General features: G+C 71.4%; 23 protein-coding genes and 1 tRNA gene. 7 read left to right on the top strand and 17 right to left on the bottom strand.

The features are described from left to right. Window positions 1–115 precede the first annotated feature (115 nt). From KHA85_RS13075 to KHA85_RS13045, 7 genes are all read right to left on the bottom strand, one after another. Window positions 116–2,365 carry a S9 family peptidase gene (locus KHA85_RS13075; protein WP_308936954.1) on the bottom strand — a complete coding sequence of 750 codons (2,250 nt, stop codon included), beginning with the start codon at window positions 2,363–2,365 and terminating at the stop codon, window positions 116–118. After that, window positions 2,362–3,255 carry a phosphoribosylaminoimidazolesuccinocarboxamide synthase gene (locus tag KHA85_RS13070; protein WP_213186112.1) on the bottom strand — a complete coding sequence of 298 codons (894 nt, stop codon included), beginning with the start codon at window positions 3,253–3,255 and terminating at the stop codon, window positions 2,362–2,364. Before KHA85_RS13070 ends, KHA85_RS13075 begins: the two co-directional genes overlap by 4 nt. Before the next feature lie 71 nt (window positions 3,256–3,326). Beyond that, entirely contained in the window at window positions 3,327–4,190 is an 864-nt protein-coding gene (locus KHA85_RS13065) for an alpha/beta hydrolase (RefSeq protein ID WP_063934962.1), read from the bottom strand. A 55-nt stretch (window positions 4,191–4,245) separates the two neighbouring features. Then, window positions 4,246–4,443 (bottom strand): hypothetical protein, encoded by a 198-nt coding sequence (locus KHA85_RS13060; RefSeq protein WP_213186111.1) that lies wholly within the window; start codon window positions 4,441–4,443, stop codon window positions 4,246–4,248. A 211-nt stretch (window positions 4,444–4,654) separates the two neighbouring features. Continuing rightward, complete coding sequence (purB, locus tag KHA85_RS13055; RefSeq protein ID WP_213186110.1) at window positions 4,655–6,112, bottom strand: adenylosuccinate lyase; 1,458 nt, start codon at window positions 6,110–6,112, stop codon at window positions 4,655–4,657. Between the two features lie 22 nt (window positions 6,113–6,134). Next, window positions 6,135–6,401, bottom strand: coding sequence for a hypothetical protein (locus tag KHA85_RS13050; protein WP_213186109.1), 267 nt, complete (start codon window positions 6,399–6,401; stop codon window positions 6,135–6,137). Between the two features lie 10 nt (window positions 6,402–6,411). Then, window positions 6,412–7,587, bottom strand: coding sequence for an aminotransferase class I/II-fold pyridoxal phosphate-dependent enzyme (locus KHA85_RS13045; protein WP_213186108.1), 1,176 nt, complete (start codon window positions 7,585–7,587; stop codon window positions 6,412–6,414). Window positions 7,588–7,761: 174 nt separating this feature from the next. Between KHA85_RS13045 and KHA85_RS13040 the strand changes: the two genes are divergently transcribed. Then, the gene (locus KHA85_RS13040) at window positions 7,762–8,298 is read left to right on the top strand and encodes a GNAT family N-acetyltransferase (RefSeq protein ID WP_213186107.1); all 537 of its coding nucleotides are present in this window, start codon (window positions 7,762–7,764) and stop codon (window positions 8,296–8,298) included. 31 nt (window positions 8,299–8,329) lie between these two features. Here KHA85_RS13040 and KHA85_RS13035 read toward each other — a convergent pair whose 3' ends face one another. The 3 genes from KHA85_RS13035 to KHA85_RS13025 all read right to left on the bottom strand — a co-directional run bounded on the left by KHA85_RS13035 (window position 8,330) and on the right by KHA85_RS13025 (window position 13,242). Continuing rightward, on the bottom strand, window positions 8,330–9,940 hold the full coding sequence (locus KHA85_RS13035; RefSeq protein ID WP_213186115.1) for an SLC13 family permease: 1,611 nt from the start codon (window positions 9,938–9,940) through the stop codon (window positions 8,330–8,332). Window positions 9,941–9,977: 37 nt separating this feature from the next. Beyond that, window positions 9,978–11,471 (bottom strand): family 43 glycosylhydrolase, encoded by a 1,494-nt coding sequence (locus KHA85_RS13030; RefSeq protein ID WP_308936953.1) that lies wholly within the window; start codon window positions 11,469–11,471, stop codon window positions 9,978–9,980. A 130-nt stretch (window positions 11,472–11,601) separates the two neighbouring features. Continuing rightward, window positions 11,602–13,242, bottom strand: coding sequence for an AMP-binding protein (locus tag KHA85_RS13025; RefSeq protein WP_213186106.1), 1,641 nt, complete (start codon window positions 13,240–13,242; stop codon window positions 11,602–11,604). 147 nt (window positions 13,243–13,389) lie between these two features. Between KHA85_RS13025 and KHA85_RS13020 the strand changes: the two genes are divergently transcribed. After that, window positions 13,390–14,529: an acyl-CoA dehydrogenase family protein gene (locus tag KHA85_RS13020; protein WP_131886168.1), complete on the top strand. Its 1,140-nt coding sequence runs from the start codon at window positions 13,390–13,392 to the stop codon at window positions 14,527–14,529. Between the two features lie 132 nt (window positions 14,530–14,661). Continuing rightward, window positions 14,662–15,225 (top strand): isopentenyl-diphosphate Delta-isomerase, encoded by a 564-nt coding sequence (gene idi, locus KHA85_RS13015; protein ID WP_213186105.1) that lies wholly within the window; start codon window positions 14,662–14,664, stop codon window positions 15,223–15,225. 38 nt (window positions 15,226–15,263) lie between these two features. Here idi and purD read toward each other — a convergent pair whose 3' ends face one another. After that, the gene (gene purD / locus KHA85_RS13010; RefSeq protein WP_213186104.1) at window positions 15,264–16,520 is read right to left on the bottom strand and encodes a phosphoribosylamine--glycine ligase; all 1,257 of its coding nucleotides are present in this window, start codon (window positions 16,518–16,520) and stop codon (window positions 15,264–15,266) included. 49 nt (window positions 16,521–16,569) lie between these two features. Further along, window positions 16,570–17,283 (bottom strand): TetR/AcrR family transcriptional regulator, encoded by a 714-nt coding sequence (locus tag KHA85_RS13005; RefSeq protein WP_236885656.1) that lies wholly within the window; start codon window positions 17,281–17,283, stop codon window positions 16,570–16,572. Window positions 17,284–17,407: 124 nt separating this feature from the next. On the opposite strand from KHA85_RS13005, the gene KHA85_RS13000 reads away from it, so the two are divergent. After that, the gene (locus KHA85_RS13000; RefSeq protein ID WP_213186103.1) at window positions 17,408–17,836 is read left to right on the top strand and encodes an HIT family protein; all 429 of its coding nucleotides are present in this window, start codon (window positions 17,408–17,410) and stop codon (window positions 17,834–17,836) included. A gap of 33 nt (window positions 17,837–17,869) precedes the next feature. Here the strand turns inward: KHA85_RS13000 and KHA85_RS12995 are convergent, their stop codons facing one another. The 3 genes from KHA85_RS12995 to KHA85_RS12985 form a co-directional block, all read right to left on the bottom strand. After that, window positions 17,870–18,295 (bottom strand): nuclear transport factor 2 family protein, encoded by a 426-nt coding sequence (locus tag KHA85_RS12995; RefSeq protein ID WP_236885655.1) that lies wholly within the window; start codon window positions 18,293–18,295, stop codon window positions 17,870–17,872. Beyond that, a complete protein-coding gene (locus KHA85_RS12990; RefSeq protein ID WP_106385674.1) occupies window positions 18,279–18,653 on the bottom strand; it encodes a nuclear transport factor 2 family protein in 375 nt (124 codons plus the stop codon). The genes KHA85_RS12995 and KHA85_RS12990 overlap by 17 nt, the downstream gene beginning before the upstream one ends. Before the next feature lie 166 nt (window positions 18,654–18,819). Beyond that, window positions 18,820–18,892: transfer RNA gene (locus KHA85_RS12985), tRNA-Thr, on the bottom strand. A 79-nt stretch (window positions 18,893–18,971) separates the two neighbouring features. Here KHA85_RS12985 and KHA85_RS12980 point away from each other — a divergent pair. The 3 genes from KHA85_RS12980 (at window position 18,972) to KHA85_RS12970 (ending at window position 22,089) form a co-directional block, all read left to right on the top strand. Next, a complete protein-coding gene (locus tag KHA85_RS12980) occupies window positions 18,972–20,354 on the top strand; it encodes a threonine/serine exporter family protein (protein WP_308936952.1) in 1,383 nt (460 codons plus the stop codon). A 69-nt stretch (window positions 20,355–20,423) separates the two neighbouring features. Continuing rightward, complete coding sequence (locus KHA85_RS12975) at window positions 20,424–20,606, top strand: hypothetical protein (RefSeq protein ID WP_213186101.1); 183 nt, start codon at window positions 20,424–20,426, stop codon at window positions 20,604–20,606. Between the two features lie 34 nt (window positions 20,607–20,640). Continuing rightward, window positions 20,641–22,089, top strand: coding sequence for an alpha,alpha-trehalose-phosphate synthase (UDP-forming) (locus tag KHA85_RS12970; RefSeq protein WP_213186100.1), 1,449 nt, complete (start codon window positions 20,641–20,643; stop codon window positions 22,087–22,089). A 15-nt stretch (window positions 22,090–22,104) separates the two neighbouring features. Here KHA85_RS12970 and KHA85_RS12965 read toward each other — a convergent pair whose 3' ends face one another. Next, window positions 22,105–22,932 (bottom strand): hypothetical protein, encoded by an 828-nt coding sequence (locus KHA85_RS12965; RefSeq protein ID WP_213186099.1) that lies wholly within the window; start codon window positions 22,930–22,932, stop codon window positions 22,105–22,107. After that, complete coding sequence (locus tag KHA85_RS12960; protein ID WP_007633660.1) at window positions 22,929–23,471, bottom strand: Rv1363c family protein; 543 nt, start codon at window positions 23,469–23,471, stop codon at window positions 22,929–22,931. Before KHA85_RS12960 ends, KHA85_RS12965 begins: the two co-directional genes overlap by 4 nt. Window positions 23,472–23,522 lie beyond the last annotated feature (51 nt).

Here is a 23,522-nt window from a genome sequence, read left to right as displayed (position 1 = left end):
CCACCCCGCCGACGAGCGCCCCACCTCCCCGAAATCCGCTACTCCCGCTCGGCATCCGCTACTCATGTGGGAGTAGCGGATCCGGAGCGGGAGTAGCGGATTGTGGCGGTTGCGGCTAACCGGCGCCGGCGGTCCGGACGGTCCACGCGTATTCGAACGCTGTCTGCCGCCACCGCTCGTAGCGGCCCGACACGCCGCCGTGCCCGGCGCTCATCTCGCAGCGCAGCAGCACCGGCCGGTCGGTGGAGTTGGCAGACGGCGCCACGGCCCGCAGCTTGGCCACCCACTTGGCCGGCTCCACGTACAGCACGCGGGTGTCGTTGAGCGAGGTCACCGCGAGGATGGCCGGGTACTCCTTGGCCTCGATGTTCTCGTACGGGGCGTAGGAGGCCATGTAGTCGTAGACCTCCTCCGAGTGCAGCGGGTCGCCCCACTCGTCCCACTCGATCACCGTGAGCGGGAGCTCCGGCATGAGGATCGAGGTGAGCGGGTCGACGAACGGCACCACGGCCTGGATCCCCGCGAACAGGTCGGGGGCGAGGTTGGCGACCGCCCCCATGAGCAGGCCGCCCGCGCTGCCGCCCTCGGCGACCAGCCGGTCCGGCGCGGTGAGTCCCGAGTCGACGAGGTGCCGCGCGCAGTCGACGAAGTCGGTGAAGGTGTTGCGCTTGGCCAGCTTCTTGCCGTTCTCGTACCAGAGCCGGCCCATCTCGCCGCCGCCGCGCACGTGCGCCACGGCATAGGCCATCCCCCGGTCGAGCAACGACAGCCTGGCCACCGAGAACGCGGGATCGATGCTCGACTCGTACGAACCGTAGCCGTACAGCAGGGTCGGCACCTGCTCACCGGCGTCGACGCGGGCGGCGGTGTCGTTCGACATCACCAGGGAGATCGGCACCCGGGTGCCGTCGGCCGCGGTCGCCCAGTCCCGACGCTGCACATAACCGCTCGGGTCGTAGCCGCCGAGCACCTCCTGCTCACGCAGCAGCGTGCGCTCGCCGGTGGCCAGGTCGAGCGAGTAGACCCGCCCCGGCGTGACGAACGAACCGTAACCGAACCGCAGGACCGGCGAGTTCCACTCCGGGTTCGATCCGGGACCGGAGGTGAACAGCTCCTCATCGAACTCGACGGGCTCGAAGCGCGAGTACTCCTTAACCCCGGCCGACGACGCGGGATCGAGCGGCATCAGCGCGAAGCGCGGCAGCGCCCCCTCGCGGTAGCCCAGCACCAGCACCCGGGCGAAGGCGTCCACTCCCTCGACGCGGACGTCGTCGCGGTGCGCGACGAGCGTGCGCAGGTCCCGCAGCGGGCCCTCGATCGGGCCCGCGGGCGCCTCGGCCACCACGTAGTTCGGCGCGCCGTCGTTGTGCGTGACGAGGAACCGGTCCTCCCCGCCGATCACCGCGTGCTCGACGTCGTACTCCACGCCCTCCTCGCGCGGCCGGACGCACCAGAACTCACCCGCGGGATCGCTCGAGTCCAGACACCACACCTCGGTGGTGATCTTGGAACCCGCCGCTATCTGCAGGTACTTCTCACTGCGGGTCTCGCCCACCCCTATCCAGTAGGACTCGTCGGGCTCGTGGAACACCTCGTCGTCGTCGTCCCTCGTCGTCCCGAGGCGGTGACGCCAGACGGTGTCCGGTCGCCACGCGTCGTCGACGGTCACGTAGAACACGTACCGGCCGTCGCGGGACCAGGTCACGCCCGCCGCGATGCCGGAGATCTCCTCGTCCGGCGCGGTGACCTCCGGGTCCAGCGAGCGGAAGCGCAGCGTGTAGCGCTCGTCGCCCTCGGTGTCGGTGGCCCACGCCAGCATCGTCCCGTCGTGACTGACCGAGAACGCGCCGAGCGCGAAGTACTCGTGCCCCTCGGCCTCGGCGTTGCCGTCCATGAGCAGTTGCTCGCCGGGCAGCTCCACGTCCGGGGAGACCTCCGGAGGCGCCCACCCGGCGGGATCCGCGGGGTCGTCGACGTACTGCTGCGGAACCGGGACGCGGCAGTGCTTCGCGTACGACCGGCCCTCCTCCGTACGCGAGAAGTACCACCACCCGCCGGAGCGCACGGGGACCGACATGTCGGTCTCCTTCACGCGCGAGCGGATCTCCTCGTAGACCGCGTCCTCCAGCGGCTTGAGGCCGGCGGTCATGGCGTCGGTGTAGGCGTTCTCCGCCTCCAGGTACTCGCGCGTCGCCGGGGCGTCCTTGTCGCGCAGCCACTCGTAGTCGTCGACGAAGACGCGACCGTGGTGCTCGCGCCGGTGCGGGCGGCGCTCGGCCACCGGCGGCGTGGGCGAGGTCGTCGGAGTCGCGGGCGAGGTCGATTCGGTCGCGGAACTCCGCGAGGTGGCGTCGAAGGCGCTCACGCGTCGTCACCGCCGATCCAGTCCGCGAACGACAGACCGGAGATCCGCTCGTAGGCCTCGATGTACCGATCACGCGTGGCGGCCACCACCTCGTCGGGCAGCACCGGCGGCGGGGTGTCGGCGCCGGGGTTCCATCCCGCCTCGGACCCGGTCAGCCAGTTGCGCACGAACTGCTTGTCGAAGCTCGGCTGCACGCGGCCCGGCGAGTAGTCGTCGGCCGGCCAGTACCGGGACGAGTCCGGCGTGAGCACCTCGTCGGCGAGGATCAGCTCCCCGTCGGCCAGCCCGAACTCGAACTTCGTGTCCGCCAGCAGCACGCCACGGTCGGCGGCGATCTCCGCGGCCCGCGAGTAGATGTCGAGGGTCTCCGACCGCAGCCGCTCGGCGAGCTCGTCGCCGACGATGCGGATGAGCTGGTCGAACGAGATGTTCTCGTCGTGGTCCCCCACCGCCGCCTTGGTGGCCGGGGTGAAGATCGGCTCCGGCAACTTGCTGGCCTCCACCAAGCCGTCGGGCAGCTCGATGCCGCACACCGTGCCCGATTCGCGGTACTCGGTGATGCCCGACCCGGTCAGGTAACCGCGGGCGACACACTCCGCCTGGACCATATCGAGCCGACGCACCACCATCGCGCGCCCCAGCACCTCGGCCGGGATGCGCTCGTCGTCGAGTGGTCCCGCCAGGTGGTTGGGCACGTCGAGCGCGTCGAAGAAGAACGCGCTCATCGCGGTGAGCACCCGGCCCTTGTCGGGGATGGGAGTCCCGAGCACGTGGTCGTACGCCGAGATCCTGTCGGTGGCCACCATGAGCAGCGTCTCGTCGTCGATCTCGTACAGCTCGCGGACCTTCCCGGAGACGAGGTGGCGGTAGGAGGACAGATCGGGTCGCATGACGGCCAGCGTAGCCGGACGACGATCACCGACGAGGCGGTGCGTCGAGCCGGCCGGCCCCGCGCGGAGACTCAGCCCAGCCGGGCGTCGAGCCACTCCCCCAGTGCCGCGTACGCCTCGTCCGCGCAGAGGTCGTTGAACAGTTCGTGCAGCCCGCCCTCGATCTCCCGGTAGGTGATCTCCGGGCGCGGATCGTGATCCGTGCCTGCAACCTGCGCGAACCGGCGCGACCCCGTCGGGGAGGTGATGGAGTCGGCGGAACCGTTGAGGATGAGCGTGGGCAACCGCAGGGACCGGGAACGCTCGATCAGCCTGGCGCCGCCAGCCAACATCGTCCCCGCGGTCAGCGCCGGCACCCCGGATTGGTGCACCAGCGGGTCCGAGCAGTAGTCCTCCACGTACTCGGGCACCCGCGAGATGTCGTTCGCATCCAGTTTCTCGACCGGAAGGAACGGCAGCAGGCGCGCGACCACGGGAGCGACCGCCTTGAGAGCCGCTGGCGTGCCCTCACCCACGGCGAGCCCCGGCGAGGACAGGATGAGCCCTTTGAGGTCCCAGGGTCTCCTGAGCGCGGATTCACCGGCCACCTGCCCGCCCATGGAATGCCCCATGAGCAGTCTCGGGAGGGCGTCGGCTCCGGCCCCCTCCTCCGACCGGGACCACTCAGCCACCGCGTCACGCACCGCCAGGTTGTCCTCGATGTGGGTTTCCATCGCGACTTTGAATCGCGGCCCCGGGGCGGTGCCGTGACCACGCAGGTCGTAGGTCGCGACCGTGATCCCGCGATCGGTGAGGAACCGGATGGTTCGCGCGTAGCGACCGGAGTGTTCGCCGAAGCCGTGGACCAGCACCATCAGAGCCCTCGGCTCGTCGGCGTGGTGCAGCTTCGCCTGTAGTCCAGAGGTGCCGGGGACGGGGATCACGGTCTCGTACATGGTGATGAGACTAGTGCCCGCCCGCGCCGACCAGGGGCCGATCGCCGGGCGGTCCTCAGATGCCGAGCTGCCGCAGGATGAGGTTGTCCACGCCCAGTGACATCAGCGAGAAGGCGATAGGTACCTGGAACTGCTCCATGAACGCCGCCGAGTCGATCCCGACCGCCGAACTCGCGGTGGCGAGTCCTGACTGGATCGCACCGGAGCACCGGGTGTTCCAGGGAGGCGAGCAAGGGCGGGGGCGAGGCGCCATCTCCAGGAGCGGCTGCCCGGAGGCCAACACTCCCGCCCCCGACGATGGCGTCTGGCCCCCGCGCCGGGGCAGGCGGGACGCCATGCCGAGGAGCGGCTGCGATCGAGGCGAGCAAGGGCGGGAGCGAGACGCCATCCCCGGGAGCGGCTGCGCGGTCCCCGGGGCGGCGCGTCAGCCCCGATCCGCGGGGCGGACGCGACCCGCTCGGGTTCTACAGAATCGAGCCCGGCGCGTAGCCGGCTGCCTCCGGGTGCCGGGCGACGAGCGCCCCGACGCGGGCGACCACGGCATCGACCTGGTCGCCGGCCGCACCGATGAACGCCGCGCGGTCCGCCAGAGCCTCCTCCAGCGCCGGACGGCCCAAAGGCAGCCGCTCGTCCGCCGCCAGCCGGTCGATGAGGTCGGGCTCGCGACCCTCCTCCCGCATGGCCAGGGCCACGGCGACGGCGTTCTCCTTGATCGCCTCGTGGGCGAGCTCGCGACCGACCCCGGCGCGCACCGCGGCCATGAGCACCTTGGTGGTGGCGAGGAACGGCAGGTAGCGCTGCAGCTCCTTGTCGATCACCGCGGGGTAGGCGCCGAACTCGTCGAGGACGGTCAGGAAGGTCTCGAACATGCCGTCCAGGGCGAAGAACGCGTCCGGCAGCGCGACGCGGCGGACCACCGAGCAGAACACATCGCCTTCGTTCCACTGCGCGCCCGCGAGCTCGGCGGCCATGGACCCGTATCCGCGCAAGACCACCTGCAGTCCGTTCACCCGCTCGCACGAGCGGGTGTTCATCTTGTGCGGCATCGCCGAGGAGCCGACCTGCCCGGGCTGGAAACCCTCGGTGACGAGCTCGTGACCGGCCATGAGGCGGATGGTCTGCGCCAGCGAGGACGGGCCCGCCCCGAGCTGGACGAGCGCGGAGACGACCTCGTGGTCCAGCGACCGCGGGTAGACCTGCCCGACCGAGTCGAAGGTGCGGGCGAAGCCCAGGTGTTCGGCTATCCGCCCCTCGAGCTCGGCCATCTTGGCGGCGTCTCCGCCGAGGAGGTCGAGCATGTCCTGGCCGGTCCCCATGGGGCCCTTGATGCCGCGCAGCGGATACCGCTCGAGGAGGGATTCGACCCGCTCAAGGGCGACCAGCAACTCGTCGGCCGCGGAGGCGAAGCGCTTACCGAGGGTGGTGGCCTGCGCGGCGACGTTGTGGCTGCGCCCCGCCATGACCGTGTCGCGGTGGGCCACGGCGTGCTCGGCCAGACGACGGGCCGCGGCGACGCCCCGGTCGCGCAGCAGCTCGAGCGACCGCACCACCTGTAGCTGCTCGACGTTCTCGGTGAGGTCCCGGCTCGTCATCCCCTTGTGGATGTGCTCGTGTCCGGCGAGGTCGTTGAACTCCTCGATGCGGGCCTTGACGTCGTGCCGGGTGACCCGCTCGCGCTCGGCGATCGACGCGAGGTCGACGCGGTCGACCACCGCCTCGTATGCCTCGATCACGCCGTCGGGGACGTCGATCCCCAGGTCGCGCTGCGCGCGTAGTACCGCGATCCACAGCTGGCGCTCGAGCACGATCTTGTGCTCGGCGGACCACAGCGTGGCCAGGTCGACGCTCGCGTAGCGCGAGGCGAGGACGTTCGAGATCCGGGGCTTTTCGGCCCGGGCGGGCGAGGCGTTCTGGGCGGTCACGCCCCCCAGTATCGCAGCCCGCTCAGGAGATGACCGAGCCGCCGGTGGACCCGGCCAGGATCTCGCGGGCGTTGAGGTAGACCTGCTCGACCGTCAGCGGCGCCTGCAGCAGCAGCCACGGCCGGGTGATGTAGACGCTGGCGGTGATGATCTCGACGGAACCCATGCGCCGACGGTAGCCGCCCGGCGTCACCGGCGGGGACGCCACGTCGGGCACCTGCGGCCCGCTGTCCGGCGGGGACGCCACGTCCCCGGGACCCACGCCGCTCACGCCGCTCACGCCGCTCACGGGCCGGCGCCTACAGGACCGGTTCCGCCTCGAGCCGGTCCATGGCCTCGGCGATCTCATCGGTCGCCCCGGCGAAGCTCAGCCGGACGGTGTGGCGGCCGTCGACGGTGTCGAAGTCCACTCCCGGCGTGAGCGCGACCCCGGTTCGGTCGAGGATCCGTGCGCACCACGCCACCGAGTCGTCGGTCCACCGCGAGACGTCGAAGTAGGCGTAGAAGGCGCCGTCGGGCGGAGCGATCTCCCCCACCCCGAGCTCGCCCAGCCGGCGCAGCACGAGGTCGCGGTTGCGGGCGTAGCGCTGGACGTGGAGGTCGAGCTCGGCGGTCGACTCGTCGGTGAAGGCGGCGACGGCGGCGAACTGCGCGTCCGCCGGCGGGCAGATCGTCAGGTTGCCCACGAGCCGGTCGACGGGGTCGCGGAGGTACTCGGGCAGCAGCATCCAGCCGATGCGCCAACCGGTCATGGAGAAGTACTTGGACACCGAGCCCATCACCACCGCCTCGCGGCTGGTCCGCCATGCGCTCGCGCACTCCCGGCCGTAGGTGACGCCGTGGTAGATCTCGTCGCTGATGAGCAGCGTGCCGTGCGCGTCGCACCACCGGGCCAGCGCGGCGAGCTCGTCCGCGTCGATGATCGTGCCGGTGGGGTTGGCGGGGCTGGCGACGATGAGCCCGGCGGGGGCGTGGCCGAGCTCCACCGTGACCGCCTCGAGTTGCGCGACGGTGGGCTGATACCGCGTGTCCGCCCCGCAGGCGATCTCGTGGACGCGGCACCCCAGCGCCTGGAGGGTGTTGCGGTAGGCGGGGTAGCCGGGGCGCGCCATGACCACGGTGTCGCCGGGGTCGAAGGCGGCGAGGAAGAGCGCGGTGAAGCCGCCGGAGGAACCGGTGGTGACGACGACGTCGTCGGCGGTCACGTCGAGCCCGTCCCGTCGCCGGTGATACGCGGCGATCGCCTCACGCAGGGGCCGGATCCCCACGGCCTCGGTGTAGCCGAGGATCTCGGTGTCCAGGGCCCGGCGGGCCGCGGCCAGTACCGGCGCCGGGGCCGGGGTCGAGGGCTGCCCGGCGCACAGGGAGATCACGTCCCCGTGGGTCTCCTGGCGCCTGGCCGCGGCCGCGAGGACGCTCATCACGTGGAACGGCTCGACGGCCGAGCGGCGGGAGGGTTCGCGTGGGACGGACATGCCCCGACGCTAGCGCCCGGGTCGGCGGTGTCCACCACGGGCCGGTCGGTCGGATGCCGGGGGCGCGCCGGCGGACTAGCGTCGGACCCGTCGCAGGTCGACGAGACTCGAGGACGGCCCCATGAACTCCTCCACCGACGGCGTCGTCGTACGCCCGCCACCCGGTTCGACGACGTGGCGGTTCTCCTGGGCCCCCGGAAGGACCCCGACGCCTCGGTGTGCTGGTGCCTCAGTCACCGGGTGGACTCCGCGACCAACAGGTCACTGGTCGGCCGCGCCCGGGGCGACCGGGTCCCCGACCTGTGCGCGGCAGAGGTCGCCCCGGGGATGCTCGCCTACCTCGGGTCCGAGCCCGTGGGCTGGGCGGCCGTCGCGCCGCGCCACGACCTGCCCGTCGCCCGGTCGCGGGTGATCCCGACCGTGGACACGCGCCCCGTGTGGTCGATCTTCTGCATCCGGGTCCGACCCGGGTACCGGGGTCGGGGCGTCGCCCACGACCTCGTCGAGGGAGCGGTCGCCTTCGCCCGGGCACACGGCGCCCCCGCCGTCGAGGCCGTCCCGGTGGACAACGGCGGGGAGAAGGTCGACCTCACCATGGCCTTCGTCGGGTTCCGCTCACTGTTCGAGGCCGCGGGATTCGTCAAGGTCGCCGACACGTCGTCGGTGACGGCGGGCTTCCCCCGGATCGTCATGCGGCGCGAGCTCGGGTGAGACCGCGCTCGCGGTCCCCCGCGACCGTCCGTCAGATGGTCAACCCGAACACCCACACCAACAGCGTCATGGTGACCACCGTGATGAGCACGATCCCGATGAGGTTGAGCCACAGACCGCCCCGGATCATCTGACCGATCGTCACGTACCCGGAGCCGTAGGCGATCGCGTTGGGCGGGGTCGCCACCGGCAGCATGAACGCGCACGTGGCGGCCAGCGCCACCGGCACCGCGAGCAGCATCGGGTCCACCCCGAGCCCCAGGGCCACGCCGCCGGCCACCGGCAGGAACGTCGCGGCGGTGGCGGTGTTGCTCGTCAGCTCGGTGAGGAAGATGATCCCCGCCGCAGCCACCACCACCAACAGGACGACCGGCAAGGCGCCCAGCGCGCCGGCCTGCTCGCCGATCCAGTCGGTGAGCCCCGAGCCGGAGAACTGCGAGGACAGCGCGAGGCCACCGCCGAACAGCAGCAGGACGCCCCACGGCAGCGCCAGCGCGGCGTCCCACGTCAGCAGCCGCACGCCCCGCCGGGACCCGGCGGGCAGCAGGAACAGCAGCAGGCCGGCCGCGAGCGCGATGCCCGCGTCCGAGATCGGCGGGTCCTCGAACACCAGCGGGACCGCCACCCACGCCACCGCGGCCGCCACGAAGACGGCCAGAACGCGCTTCTCTCCGGACGACGTGGGGCCGAGTCTGCGCAGCTCGTCGTCGAACAGCTTCCGCCCACCGGGGATCCGCTCGATCTCCGGCTTGAACAGCACCTTGGTGAGCAGGAGCCACGTGATCACCAGCATGACCACGGCCAGCGGCAACCCGACCAGCATCCACTGGCCGAAGCCCAGCTGGATGCCGTGTTCGGCGCTGAGGTAGCCGGCGAGCAGCGTGTTGGGCGGGGTCCCGATGATCGTGGCCAGCGACCCCACCGACGCCGCGTACGCGATGCCGAGCATGAGGGCGGTGCCGAAGTTTGACCGGATCACCGCCTCCTTGACCGCGTCGGAGTTCGGGTCCGCCTGCGGGTCCATCTCCGGCATCGCGGTCTTCCCGTCACCGTCGCCGCCGCCGCCGAGCTCGGACGCGAGCATCAGCACCGAGACGCCGATCGGCAGCATCATCACGGCCGTCGCGGTGTTCGACACCCACATGCTCAGGAACCCGGTCGCGATCATGAACCCCGCGATCACCCGCGTGGACCGGGTGCCCATCGCGCGCACGGTGAGCAGGGCGATCCTCCGGTGCAGGTTCCACCGCTGCATGGCGATCGCGATGAGGAAGCCGCCCATGAACAGGAAGATGATGTTGTTGCCGTACTGGGCGCCCACGTCGTCGACCGAGATGTCCTCGCCGAGCACCGGGAACGCGATGAGCGGCACCAGAGCCGTCGCCGGGATGGGGATGCACTCGGTCATCCACCAGATGCCGAGCAGCACCGCCACCGCCGCGGTGAGGCGGGCGTTGTGTTCGAGGTCGCCCGGCATGACCAGATAGACCAGGCCGGCCACGGCCAGCCCCGCGATCGTGCCCACGACACTCCGGATGAACTCCCCACGCGGCACGGCCTCGTCGAGCTCGCCCGGAGACTTCTGGTCGACCTCGACCCCGCGGTGGGGGTCGGGCTCCAGGCCGCGCAGGTGCGGCGCCATGACGAGCCTGCGGTCGTCCGCGACCCCGCCGGGCGCGTCACCCGTGCCACCGCGCACGTCGCCCGTCCCGCCGCCCGCCGCCCGCCGCGGCGTGACCGTCGTCCCCGCCTGTGACCATGTCGCCTCCTCGTGCCGATATCGCGTCCGGCCCTTCAGGATCCCAGCGAAAGCGATCCGAGCCCACCGGACCCGAGCGACAGCGAGCCGTCCGGGGCCACCTCGAGCCCGAACACCGCCAGTTCCTGCGCCACACCGCCGGCGGGTCCGATCGAGACAACCAGCTCGTGGCGGCCAGCGGGCGGGGCGGGCGCAGGCTCAGGGTGCGGTCGAGCGCTCCCCCGGCGGCGACCGCCGCCGGCGCGGCGGGCAGGTCCCCGCCCGCGGAGACGATCAGCAGCGCCGTACGTCGCTTGTCGGGGCCGGTGATCGTGGCCCTGAGCTCGCCCGTGTACGCCGACCCGGTGGAGGCGATCTGTATCGGGAGATCGAGCACCTCGTCGTCGTCGACCCGTCGCAGCGCGGCGTCCCCGACCGCGGTGAGGCGCACGGGCAGGTCCACCACCGGGTCGACCCGTCGCGATTCGGACGGCGTCCCGTCCCCGACCACCGGCCAGCCACCCACCCAGTCCAGGCGGTCGATCAGCATGTAGCGGCGCTGGACACCGCCCGGCAGGACGGCCTGACCGCGCGGCGCCGCGTGGTAGAGCATCCAGTCCTGCCCGGCGTCATCGATGGCGACGTCGACGTGCCCCGGCCCGACCCAGTTCTCGTCGCCCCTGAGGATCACGTCGCCCGCGCCGCGCTCGAGCAACGGCCGTCCGGTCCTGTCCTCGTACGGGCCGAGGAGGTCGTCCGCGCGTCCGCCGAGCACCCGGTACTGCGACCGCTCGCCGTCGCAACACAGGCCGGCGCTCGTGAACAGGTGGGTGCGCCCGGCGCGGGCGACCACGGCCGGCGCCTCGACGCCCGGCCCCGCGACGAGCACCGGATCGCCGTCCAGTGCGGTGCCTGCGGCGTTCATCGGTACGGCGTGGATGCCCTCGAAGTTGCCCATGAGCATCACCGGGCCGTCCTCGGTGAACACGACCTCCGGGTCCATGGGGTCGAGGTCCTGGTAGGGCTCGTCGGCGCCGTAGCAGACGATCGGGGTGGCGTCGTGGATCCACGGGCCGTCCGGGCCGGGCGCGGTGGCGCGGCCGATGCACGGCGCGGAGCCGCCGGTGGTGTAGTACATGACCGCCCCGGCGTCGGCGAGGTGGACGTCGGACGCCCACAGCGATGATCCGGCCGGCGCCCACGCGGGCGGCGCGGCGAACGCGTCGCCCACGTACTCCCACTCCACCAGGTCGAAGGACCGGAAGTGCGGCACGAGGCGCCGCCCGGCACCGTCACCCCAGTCGTCCGAGGTGGCGTGGACGTGGAACGCGCCGTCGGCGCCGCGCTGCACCGAGGGGTCGGGGGCGACCGACGAGATCACGGGGTTGGCCGCGGCCGTCGCGGTGGTGGCCGTGGCGACGGCGGTGGCGGCCACCGTGACCGCCGTGACGAGGGCGACGACGACGAGGGCCGCCGACCCGGGGGGAACGGACGGAGGCCGCGGGAGTCATGGGCTGAGGATAGTTCCCCGCGCGCCGGCCCGCAGCACCCCGGTCCGCGACCCGTCAGGCCTGCCCGGAGCGCTCCTTGCGCAGCAGAAAGCGCTGGATCTTGCCCGACGGCGTCTTGGGCAGCTCGCGCACGAAGTGGACCCGGCGGGGGAAGGCATGGGCCGCGAACTCGGTCTTGACCCACTTCTGCAGCGCGGCCTCGGCCTCCGGGCCGCCGTCGACCCCGTCGCGCAGGACGACGTACGCCTCGAGCACCTCGCCCGCGAGCTCGTCGGGCACGCCGATCACCGCGGACTCGAGCACGTCCGGGTGCTTGGCCAGCACGGACTCCACGTCGAAGGGCCCGATGCGGTAGCCGGACATGATGATGACGTCGTCGTCGCGGCTGGAGAAGTAGAAGTGGCCGTCGGCGTCGAGCTTGGCCGCGTCGCCGGTGTAGTACCAGCGGCCGTCCGCGCTGAAGCGCTCGGCGGTCTTCTCCGGCGCCTCGTGGTAGCCGGTGAACCACATGAGCGGGCTGGCGGGCACGTCGATCGCCACGCGGCCCAGCTCTCCGGCCGGCGCCGGATCGTCCGAGTCCGCGGCCAGCACGGTGCACGACCAGCCCGGCAGGGGCACGCCCATCGAGCCGGGGCGGACCTCCTCGCGCAGGGAGTCGTGCCACGGGTTGATGATGAACATGCCGTGCTCGGTCTGCCCGTACTGGTCGCGCACCTCCACACCGAACTGCTCGCGCGACCACTCGATCACCTCGGGGGTGAGCGGCTCGCCGGCGGCCGAGGCGCGGCGGAGCTTCACGTCGGCCGGCGCGATGTCGCGCTTGGCGCGCATGGTCCGGTACACGGTCGGGGCGGCGGCGAAGTTGGTGACGCGGTAGTACTGCAGCACGGCGAAGGCCAGCTCCGGCGTGTAGCGCGCGTGCAACAGCAGACTGCGGCGCCCGACGGCCAGCGGGCCGAGGATGCCGTAGTACAGGCCGTACGCCCAGCCCGGGTCGGCGCCGTTCCAGAACACGTCGTCCGCGCGGACGTCCAGGCCGGTCTCGATGTACTGGTGGAACGCGGCCAGCGCGCGCACCGGCACGACGACGCCCTTCGGGGTGCCCGTGGTGCCGGAGGTGAAGAGCATGACCATGCCGGCGTCCGGGCCGGTGACCGCGGCGGGGCGACCGGGCTCCTGCGCCGCGACGATCGTGGCCAGGTCGAGGTCGCCCTCCCGGGCCTCCGGGCAGTCGGCCAGGCCGGCGACGACGACCGGCACGGACGTGGACTCGAGCTTGCCGCGCTGGTCGGCGTCGGAGACGATCACCTTCGCGTCGCCGCCGGTGATGCGCATCTCGATGGCCGGCCACGCGAACGCGGTGAACAGCGGCATGTGGACGGCGCCGAGCCGCCAGATCCCCATGAGCGTGAACACCAGGTCGGCGGACTTGGACATGAGCGTGGCCACGCGGTCGCCCTCGGCCACCCCCAGCGCGGCCAGTGCGGCGGCGACCTTCTCGCTCTCCGTGCGCAGCTCGGCGTACGTGATGTCGCGGCCGGACAGGTCCGCGTCGATGACGGTGAACGCGACCGCGTCCGGATCGTGCCGGTCGCACAGGAACTCCGCGGCGCTCGCGCCGGGGACGTCGTAGATCGCCAGCAACTCCTCCGGCGACAGGGGCGTGGACGCGGTCGACGCGGTGTTCTCGGTCATAGTCGGCGATTGTGGTCCAGACGACGGGGTGAGCACCACCACCACCCACCGACGGGCACCCCCGCTTTCGGGGCTACAGGGCCCGCGATCCGGACGTGCACTCTAATGGGACCCAGTATCTTTCCCGCACGCACCCGGAGGACCCCCATGGCCGTGGACCGACTGCTCCCCAGCGACGAGGCGTACGAACTCCTCGAGATGACGCGCTCGGTCGCGGACAAGCTCCTCGAGCCGATAGCCGCGGAACACGAGCGGAACCACACCTACCCCGAGGGGCTGTTCGCCCAGCTCGGCGAGGTCGGCCTGCTCGGCCTGCCCTACCCGGAGGAGTTCGGCGGCGGCGATCAGCCCTACGAGGTGTACCTGCAGGTCCTCGAGGAGCTCGGCGCCCGCTGGGCGGCCGTCGCGGTGGCCACGAGCGTCCACGGGCTGTCCTGCTTCCCGCTGGCCACCGCCGGCACCGACGAGCAGAAGGCCGAGTGGCTGCCCGGGCTGCTCGCCGGCGAGCAGATCGGTGCGTATTCGCTGTCCGAGCCGCAGGCCGGATCAGACGCCGCCGCCCTGCGGTGCCGCGCCGAGCGGGACGGTGACGCGTACGTGGTGACCGGCACCAAGTCGTGGATCACCCACGGCGGGATCGCCGACGTCTACAACACCTTCGTCCGCACCGGCGAGGGCTCGCGCGGCATCTCCTGCCTGCTCGTGCCGCGCGACACGGAGAACCTGCACTTCGGCAAGCCCGAGGACAAGATGGGCCTCAACGGCGTGCCCACCACCACGGCCTCCTACGAGGGCGCCCGCATCGACGCCGGCCGGCTCATCGGCGCCGAGGGCGAGGGCCTGCGCATCGCGTTCTCCGCCCTGGACTCGGGCCGCCTCGGGATCGCCGCCGTGGCCACGGGCATCGCACAGCGCGCGCTCGACGACGCGGTGGCCTACGCCAACGAGCGCGAGGCGTTCGGCAAGACCATCATCGGCCACCAGGGACTCGGCTTCCTGCTCGCCGACATGGCCGCGGCCGTGGCCTCGGCCCGCGCGGCGTACCTCGACGCGGCGCGCCGCAAGGACGCCGGCCGGCCGTACTCGCGCGAGGCCTCGATCGCCAAGCTCACCGCCACCGACGCCGCGATGAAGGTGACCACCGACGCCGTGCAGGTCCTGGGCGGCGTGGGCTACACCCGCGAGTTCCCCGTGGAGCGGTACATGCGCGAGGCCAAGATCACCCAGATCTTCGAGGGCACCAACCAGATCCAGCGCCTGGTGATCGCCCGCAGCCTCGCGGGCTGAGGCGCGGGGCCGGCGGCGGGCTGCGGCCCGGGTTCGGCGGCCCGGGGTCGGCGGTCGGCGGCCCTCCCCCGAGCGGGCCGTCCGCCCGTCGGCCGCGGTACCGCCACCGGCGGAACTGCCTAGGCTGGCCTCATGTCCTCCCTCTCCGTGCCCGTCACCGGGTCAGCCTCCGGTCCGGTCGAACTGGTCGTCCTCCTCGACGAGGACGGGACGCCGACCGGCACCGCGGACAAGGCCATCGTCCACACCGCCGACACCCCGCTGCACCTGGCGTTCTCGTGCCATATCGTCGACGACGAGGGACGCGTCCTCCTCACGAGGCGGGCGCTGAGCAAGCGGACCTGGCCCGGAATCTGGACCAACTCGTTCTGCGGTCATCCCGGGCCCGGCGAGGATCCGGTGGAGGCGATCGTGCGGCGGGCCGAGCAGGAACTCGGGACCCGGGTCGACTCCATCGAGCCGGCGGTGCCGGATTTCCGGTACCGGGCCGTCGACGACTCGGGGATCGTGGAGAACGAGATCTGTCCGGTGTTCACCGCCTGCATCCGCGCCGACGTGAACCCGCGCGCCGACGAGGTCTGCGCCCACCACTGGGCCCGTCCCGAGGACGTCCGGACGGCGGTCGACGCCACGCCGTTCGCGTTCAGCCCCTGGCTGGTGGCGCAGGTCCCGCACATGGAGCTCTACGCACGCTGATCCGCGCACGGAGCGACCCTCGTGGGGAGCCCGGCCGGCTAGCCCGGGACGCTGATGCGTCCCTCTTCCGCGGCAAGACCGATGTCCCGGCGGAAGTGTCCGCCGGGCAACTCGATGCCGTCGAGGATCCGGTAGGCCTCGGCGCGCGCCGCGGCCAGATCCGGGCCCGTGCCGACGACCGACAAGACGCGACCACCGGCGGAGACCAGGCGCCCGTCCGCGTCGCGCGCCGTGCCCGCGTGCAGCACACCCGGTTGCTCCGCGCCCTCGATGAGGTCACCGCGGCGCGGCGTCGACGGGTAGTGCTCGGCGGCCAGCACCACGGTCACTGCGGCACCGTCCCGCCACACCAGGGGCGGCAGCTCGGCGAGCCGGCCGGTGGCCACGGCGTGGAGCGTCTCGCCCAGCGGCGACTCGAGGAGCGCCAGCACGGCCTGCGTCTCCGGGTCGCCGAAACGGCAGTTGAACTCCACCACCTCGGGGCCCTCGGCGGTGATCGCCAGGCCTGCGTACAGCAGGCCCGAGAAGCCGCAGCCCCGGGCCACCATCTCGCGGGCGACCGGCTCGCAGACCTCGGCGACGATCCTGTCCACCATCCCCGCCGGCAGCCACGGCAGGGGCGTGTACGCTCCCATGCCGCCGGTGTTGGGTCCGCGGTCGCCCTCCCCGACGCGTTTGTGGTCCTGCGCGGGCAGCAACGGAACGACCGTCTCCCCGTCGACGAGGCAGAACAGCGAGACCTCGGGGCCGTCGAGGAAGGACTCGAGCAGAACCGGGTGACCGTCGTCGAGGCAGGCCAGCGCGTGGGCGTGGGCGGCCGCGCGATCGGGGGTCACCACGACCCCCTTGCCTGCGGCCAGTCCGTCATCCTTGACGACCCACGTCGGGCCGAACCGGTCGAGCGCCTCGTCGAGGTCGGCGGGCGAGTCCACGATCTCGGCCCGCGCCGTCCGGACTCCCGCGGCCGCCATCACGTCCTTCGCGAACGCCTTGGAGCCCTCGATGCGGGCGGCATCGGCGGACGGCCCGAACACGGGGACACCGGCGTCGCGTAGGGCGTCGGCCACTCCGGCGACCAGCGGCACCTCGGGGCCGATGATGACCAACCCGGCGTCGACCCGGCGGGCCAGGGTCGTCACGTCGGCCGGATCGGTGACCGCGACCTCGTGGCACTGCGCCTGCACCATGCCGGGGTTTCCCGGCGCTGCGTGGAGCTCCGTCACCGTGGGATCCGCGGCGAGGGCGACGAGGAGGGCGTGCTCACGGGCACCGGAACCGATCACGAGAATGCGCACGGTGACCACAGTAGTCCGGCCGCCGGATCGGGTTGACCCGGACCGGAGGCTAAGGGGTCTGGACCCTGACGTCGGCGGAGACGGAGACGGCCGGGAACGCCGCGTCGCGGACCCGCAGGCCCGCATCGGTGAGCATGTCCGTCAGACACAGATCGATGGTCCGAGCGGCCGAGTCGAGTGCCTCCGGAGTGTGCATCGGGCGGATCCCGAACAGCGCCTGCGCGCTCAGGCCGTCCATCGCAGCCCACAGCGGGAGCTCGTCGTTCATGACGGTCCCGGGCCGGAACGTCCCCGCCTCGATTCCCCGCTCGATGATCGCCTGCAGGACCAGGTTGATGTCACCGGCGCGCGTCGCGACGGTCTCCGACGAACCCAGGTTCTCCATCATCGTCCGCGCCCACGCCGGCTCGTCGATGGCGAAACCCACGATCGCGAGAGCGGCCTCGCGCAATTCCCTGTAGGCGGCGAGGACGGGATCGGACTCGACGTCCCCGGCGACCAGGGTCTCGAGTCGATCCTTCAGTTCGACGAAGCCCAGGGCCGCGACCTCCTCGACGAGTTGCTGACGGTTTGCGAAATGTCGATACGCCGCGGTCGCGGAGACGCCGATGTGCGGGGCGATCTCACGGAGCACGATCGCCTTCTCGCCCGAGACCCTCGCACGCGCGGTCGCCTCCTGGATGATCGCGTTGCGCAGATCGCCGTGGTGGTAAGCCCTCTTCTTCACCGTGCCCTCTGCTGTCGCAACAACTGCTTCGACCATGTCGATGCTCCTTCGCGCGTGTAGAGAGGACGATGCCACCCGCCTGGCGGCAGACACGTCCATTAGACCACTTCTTGCCGATCTTCCACCTGAGACCACGGCCCACACACGTAAGCTGTGGGCCATGTCAACGGTTTTCAGCAAGATCATCGCCGGTGAACTGCCGGGTCGGTTCGTGTGGGAGGACCCCGAGGTGGTCGCGTTCCTCACCATCGCGCCGGTGGCGCCCGGCCACACCCTGGTCGTTCCGCGCGCCGAGGTCGATCGGTGGACCGATCTCGAACCCGCGCTGCTGACCCGGCTCAACGAGGTGGCACAGGCCGTCGGCAAGGCCGTCGTGGAGGGATTCGGCGCCACGCGCGCCGGCTACCTCATCGCAGGGTTCGAGGTTCCACACACCCATGTCCACATCTTCCCCGCCGACGACATGTCCGGTTTCGACCTGTCGCTCGCGAATCCCGACACACCGGCCGAGGAGGCCGACGCGGCGGCCGCGACCCTCCGACAGTCATTGCGGGATCTCGGTTACGGGCAGTTCGTCCCCGAGGACTGACCCGTAATTCCGGACCGGGTCACCGACCCCGACTCAATGCCCCAGAGCTCGCGTGACGACCCGCATGTCCTGGTAGTCGGTCCACTCCGCGACAAGACCGTCACGGACGACGAAGAACGACCCGACCTCGAGGTGGATCCGCTTACCACCGATCGTGAGGTAGGTGGTCCGGTTGATCGCCGCGGTGTTCCCTGAACCGAGGACGTGGTGGATATCGACACCGACGTCCCGGGAGACCTCGGCGTTGAACTCCATCACGTGTCTCAGGCCCTGGTGTCCGTGAACAGTCTGGATCCCCTCCATCGTCAGGACGAGATCAGGAGTGCAGCATGCCCTGGCGGCCTCGAAGTCGCCGGAGAACGCCGCCTCGACCAGCGCCTTCGCCACCTCCCCGGGGCCCCCGTAGCGCGGCCGTCGCCCGCCCGTGCCGGCCCCCACCCCGTCATCCGATGACGTCATCGATCGTCTCCATACTCTTGTAGTCCGCCCATCGCGTGACCACCCCGTCCTCCACCTCCACGAAGGAGCACCCACGGATCTCGATCCCCCCGCTGGGCAGCGTGAACCGCTCGATCCGACGAAGCGCGACCACACCCTCGGATTCCAGGACCTCCCCCTCCACCCCGATCGTGAGGAAGCCTCCAAGCCGCGCCAGATCGGACACGATGTCGCGGATCCCGTCATGGCCGACGTAGCGTCTGACCTGGCCCGTCGTGTAGACGATCGAAGGGGACGATAATGCGATGGCGCCCTCGGCGTCACCGGCGGCGAGGGCGGCCATCCACGCGATGGCGGTATCTGTGGCGGACTCAGTCATCTCGGCGGCGTCTTCCCGGCGGCGGCATTGGAGAACATTCTACTCACCGGCGGCAAAACGCTGACGATGTCCACTGATCTGCGAATTCTCGCCCGGAGCCGGCAATCCACGGCCACAACCTTGGCGTGTTCTCAGCATCCGACCGGGCTGCCGGAACGGGCTCGAGAGCTGGAGACGAGACTTGAACTCGCAACCGCCCGATTACAAGTCGGGTGCGCTACCAATTGCGCCACTCCAGCACGGGTCACCGCGCCGTCGCGAGACCCGGCACACATCCTAACCCGGCCGCCGTCGGGGCTCTTGACTACGGTGTGCACCGTGGAGACCCGCGACGCACCGGCACCGCTCACCCGCCCCCTGGCGTGGTTGGGGCTGCGCAAGTCGGCCATGGACCTGGCGGTCGAACCACCACTGTCCCCCATGGCCCCGGTCGACCTCGACGACGACGGCGCCGTCACCGACGTGCTCAACCTCGCCCTCGAGATCGGCGGGATCCTGCTGTCCTCGGGCGAGGGTGCCGCGGACACCGTTGCCCAGGCGGAGTCCGTGGCGGCGGCGTTCGGGCTCCCCGGCGCGACGGTCGAGGTCACCTTCACGTCGCTGACCATCGGCGTCAACCGGCGACGCGGGCGGCCGCCGATCTCGGTGATCCGGGTGGTCAACTACCGGACCGTCGACATGACGCGGGTGACCCGCGTGTCGCGGCTGATCGACCTCATCGTGCGACGCCAACTCACCGTCGACCAGGCCACGGCCGAGGTCGAGAAGATCGTGGCCTCCCCGCATCCGCATTCCTTCCGGGTCGCGGTCCTGGGATGGGCGATGCTCGGCTGCGCGGTCGTCATCCAACTCGGGGGCAGCCCACTGGCGGGGCTCATCTCGATGGTCTCGACGTTCGCCCTCATGTACGCCAACCGGTTCCTGGACGGCCACCGGCTCCCGTCCTTCTTCCAACAGGTCGTGGGCGGGTTCATCGCCGCGGGGTGGGCGTTGGCCGGGTACGCGGCCCTGAGCGACAACTTCATCGAGGTCCAACCGTCCCAGCTGGTGGCGGCGGGGATCATCGTGTTGCTCGCCGGCCTGACCCTCGTCGGCGCGATCGAGGACGCCATCACCGGGTTCCCCGTGACCTCCGCCGGGCGAGGGGTCGAGACGATGGTCATGACCGGAGGGGTCCTCGGCGGGATCACGATCGCGCTCGCGGCATTCGACCGCCTGGGTATGTCCCCTCCCCCGATCGATCCGGCCATCGCCGGCAACGCCGCTGTCCACGTGGCGGTGCTGGCCGCCGGTGTGGGCGCCGCCGGGTTCGCCGTGGCCAGCTACGCGACGGTGCGCGCGACCTGGCTCGCCGCAGCAGTCGGGGCGATGGGCATGCTCATCTACCAGGGCGTCATCGCCACCGGCCTGGGTGTGGTCGTGGGGTCGGCACTCGCCGCCTGCTTCATGGGTCTGTTCGGCGGCATTCTCGCCCGTATCGCGACCGTCCCGCCGCTGGTCGTCACCATCGCCGGCATCACCCCGTTCCTGCCGGGCCTGTCGGTGTACCGCGGCCTGTCCGCGCTGACGAGCGATCAGACGGGTATCGGTCTGGGGCTGATGTTCCAGGCGTTGGCGATCGCGGTGGCGCTGGCCGCCGGGATCGTGTTCGGTGAGTGGGTCACCCGCAATCTGCGCCGGTCGGCCGCCGCCGACCAGTGACGTAGAATCGGCCGCGGACGACGCCGCCAGCCGGCGCTCTCGTCCCCCACCGACCTCAGGAGGACACCGATGGCATCCGACGCCGCCAGCAAGGAACCCGAACTCGACGATCTGGAGCCGGTCGCCGACGAGACCGCCGATCAGGCCCGCCGGGTCGTGGCCTCGTACTCGGCCGACGCGGACGAGTGCCGGATGCTCCTCGACATGCTGGGGATCGGCCCGGAACCGCAGGTGACGGCGGACGCGGAGTAGGCAGAGCACGACGACTCGAAACGAGGGCACGCGGATGACGAGCGGTACCGGGCAGACGTCGACCGGAGCGGGAGCCGACTTCGTCGTCGTCGCCAACCGACTCCCCGTGGACCTCGTCGTCGATCGGGACGGCACCGAACACTGGAAGGCCAGCCCCGGTGGCCTCGTCACGGCGCTCGAGTCGATCCTCAAGGCCAACGACGGCGCCTGGGTCGGGTGGCCCGGTGTCCCGGACGCCTCCCCCGAGCCGTTCGACGCGGACGGCATCCGTCTCCACTCGGTCACACTGTCCGCGCGTGACGTCGAGCTCTACTACGAGGGCTTCTCCAACGGCACGCTGTGGCCCCTGTTCCACGACGTCGTGGTGCCGCCCGAGTACCACCGCGAGTGGTGGAACGCCTACCGCGAGGTCAACACGCGCTTCGCCGAGGCCACGGCCGAGGCCGCCGCCGAGGGTGCCACTGTCTGGGTGCAGGACTACCAGCTGCTGCTGGTGCCCGCGCTCCTGCGCGAGCTGCGCCCCGACCTGACCATCGGGTTTTTCCTCCACATCCCGTTCCCGCCCGTCGAGCTGTTCATGCAGTTGCCGTGGCGAACCGAACTCGTCGAGGGCATGCTGGGCGCCGACCTGGTCGGTTTCCACCTGTCCGGCGGGGCGGACAACTTCCGGATCCTCGCCAGCCGGCTGCGCGGCCATCCCTCCGTGCGGCTGCGCTCCGCCCGGGGCCGTGCCTCCGAGATCCGCGTCGGAGACCGCATGGTGCGGGTCGGCGCCTTCCCGATCTCCATCGATTCCGCGTCCGTCGACGCCACCGCCCGCAGCCGCGAGACCCGCGCCCGTGCCTCCCGCCTGCGCGAGGAGTTGGGATCGCCGCGGGTGCTGATGTTGGGCGTCGACCGGCTGGACTACACCAAGGGCATCGACGTCCGCCTGCGGGCGCTGGAGGAGCTGTTCGACGAGGGCCGTCTGGAGCCCTCGGATGTCACCCTGCTGCAGTTGGCCACGCCGAGCCGCGAGCGCGTCGAGCAATACCAGATCATGCGGTCGCGGATCGAGGAGTCCGTCGGTCGCATCAACGGGTCGTTCGGCGAGATCGGACACCCGGTGGTCACGTACATCCACCGGCCGGTGCCGAAGTCGGAACTGACGGCGTTCTACGCGGCCGCCGACGTCATGCTGGTGACGCCGGTGCGCGACGGCATGAACCTGGTGGCCAAGGAGTACGTGGCCTCGTGCACGGACGGCGACGGCGCATTGGTCTTGAGCGAGTTCGCCGGGGCGGCCGCGGAGCTGCGCCAGGCGTACCTCTGCAATCCGCACGACCTCGACGGCGTCAAGGACGCCATCATGACCGCGGTCAACGACTCCGCCGAGGAGCGTCGCCGCCGCATGCGCACCCTGCGTCGCCAGGTGTTGGGCAACGACGTCCACGCGTGGGCCCGCCGCTTCTTCCAGACGCTCGACGCGACGACCGGCGACTAGCCACCCGCGAGGCTCCTACAGCGCCTCCAGCTCGGCGAGCTTCCACGTCCCGTCCTGACGCTCCATCGCCACGCTCAGCCGCGACGCCGAGCTCGCGGCCTCGGGGTTCTCCTTGGTGGAGACCATGCGGTTGAGCATGACCAGCACGGTGACGTGATCGGCGTCCACGACCTCCTGCGGGGCCGCGGCGGCGACGGTCGCGTAGACGGTGGCCTCCTGCTGCTTGGCGGCCGAGGCGACGGTCGGCATGGATTGTTCGACGAACTCCGTCAGGGCCGGGTCCGCGAGCCGGTCGCGCACGGCGGCGAGGTCGGCGTCGACCGTCCGGTGGTCGTAGGTGAACATCTGGGTGGTGATCTCGCCCGCCGCGTCGGTGGCCGCGCGGGGCGCGTCCGCGATCCGCTGTTCGGTGGCCGTGGCCTCACGCGCCTCGACGTACTGCCAGCTCGCGAGACCGGCGACGACGACGAGGAGGACCGACACCACCGACAGGGCCGTGATCAGGGTGCGCCGGCGGGCCGGGTCGAGCGGGACCCGGGCGGCGGCCGGTGCAGGGGCGGCCCCGGTGGCTCGCGAGTCCTCGGCCGACCCGGCGGACCCGGTGGCTCGCGAGTCCTCGGCCGACCCGGCGGACCCGGTGGACTCGGTGGCCTCAGACGTGTCGACGGCCTCGGAGGCCTCGGTCCGGGGCATGGCCGACATCCCCTCGAAGAGTCCACCGGCGCGGGCGGCCTCGAGTGCGCGTTCCCGCGCGGCGTCGGCCTTGCGCTGGGCGCGCGCGGCGCGTTCGGCTTCGCGCTGGGCACGGCGGGCGGCGCGCACGTCGGAGTTCGGGCTGCTCATGGGATGAAGTTCACCCCCGACACCTTCATCGTGCCGTCGTCGTGCCGGTTGACGGTCACGCGGACGCGGTACTGGCGGTCCTGGTCCTCGTCGGACTTCGGATTGCCGATGGTCTGGTCGATGGCCATGATCACCTCGGCCCGGTCGGGGTAGGAGTGCTCGACCGCGGCCGCCGTCACCACGCCGTCGGCGACGACGTTGGTGGTCTTGACGACCTCCTCGTAGGAGTCGCGGCGGGGCGCGAACTGCTCGGAGAAGTCGCCCTCGATCAGTCCGACGATCTCGTCCACGTCCTCGGTGAGGGTCTCCTGCCTGATGGTCATGAGCTTGGTCATGACGGTCGTGGCGAAGTCGCGGTACGACGTGTCGAGCTCGGCGGCGGACGCGCGGTCGGCCCGGACGGAGGCTGCGGCGTTGCGTTCGCTCACCCACAGTCCGGTGGCGACGAGCGCCGCGACGAGGCAGACGGCCGCGATCACCGCGGCCACGGTCAGTCCGGTCCGCCCACCTCCCGTGGGGGTCTGGTCCGGCTGCGGCACTAGGTGTACTGCCCACGCAGGTTGTGTACGCGGTCTGCGGGTGAGGCGCCT

The sequence above is a fragment of the Dietzia massiliensis genome (assembly GCF_018390595.1).
GTDB lineage: Bacteria > Actinomycetota > Actinomycetes > Mycobacteriales > Mycobacteriaceae > Dietzia > Dietzia massiliensis.
This window is presented reverse-complemented; position numbering and strand designations above follow the sequence as displayed.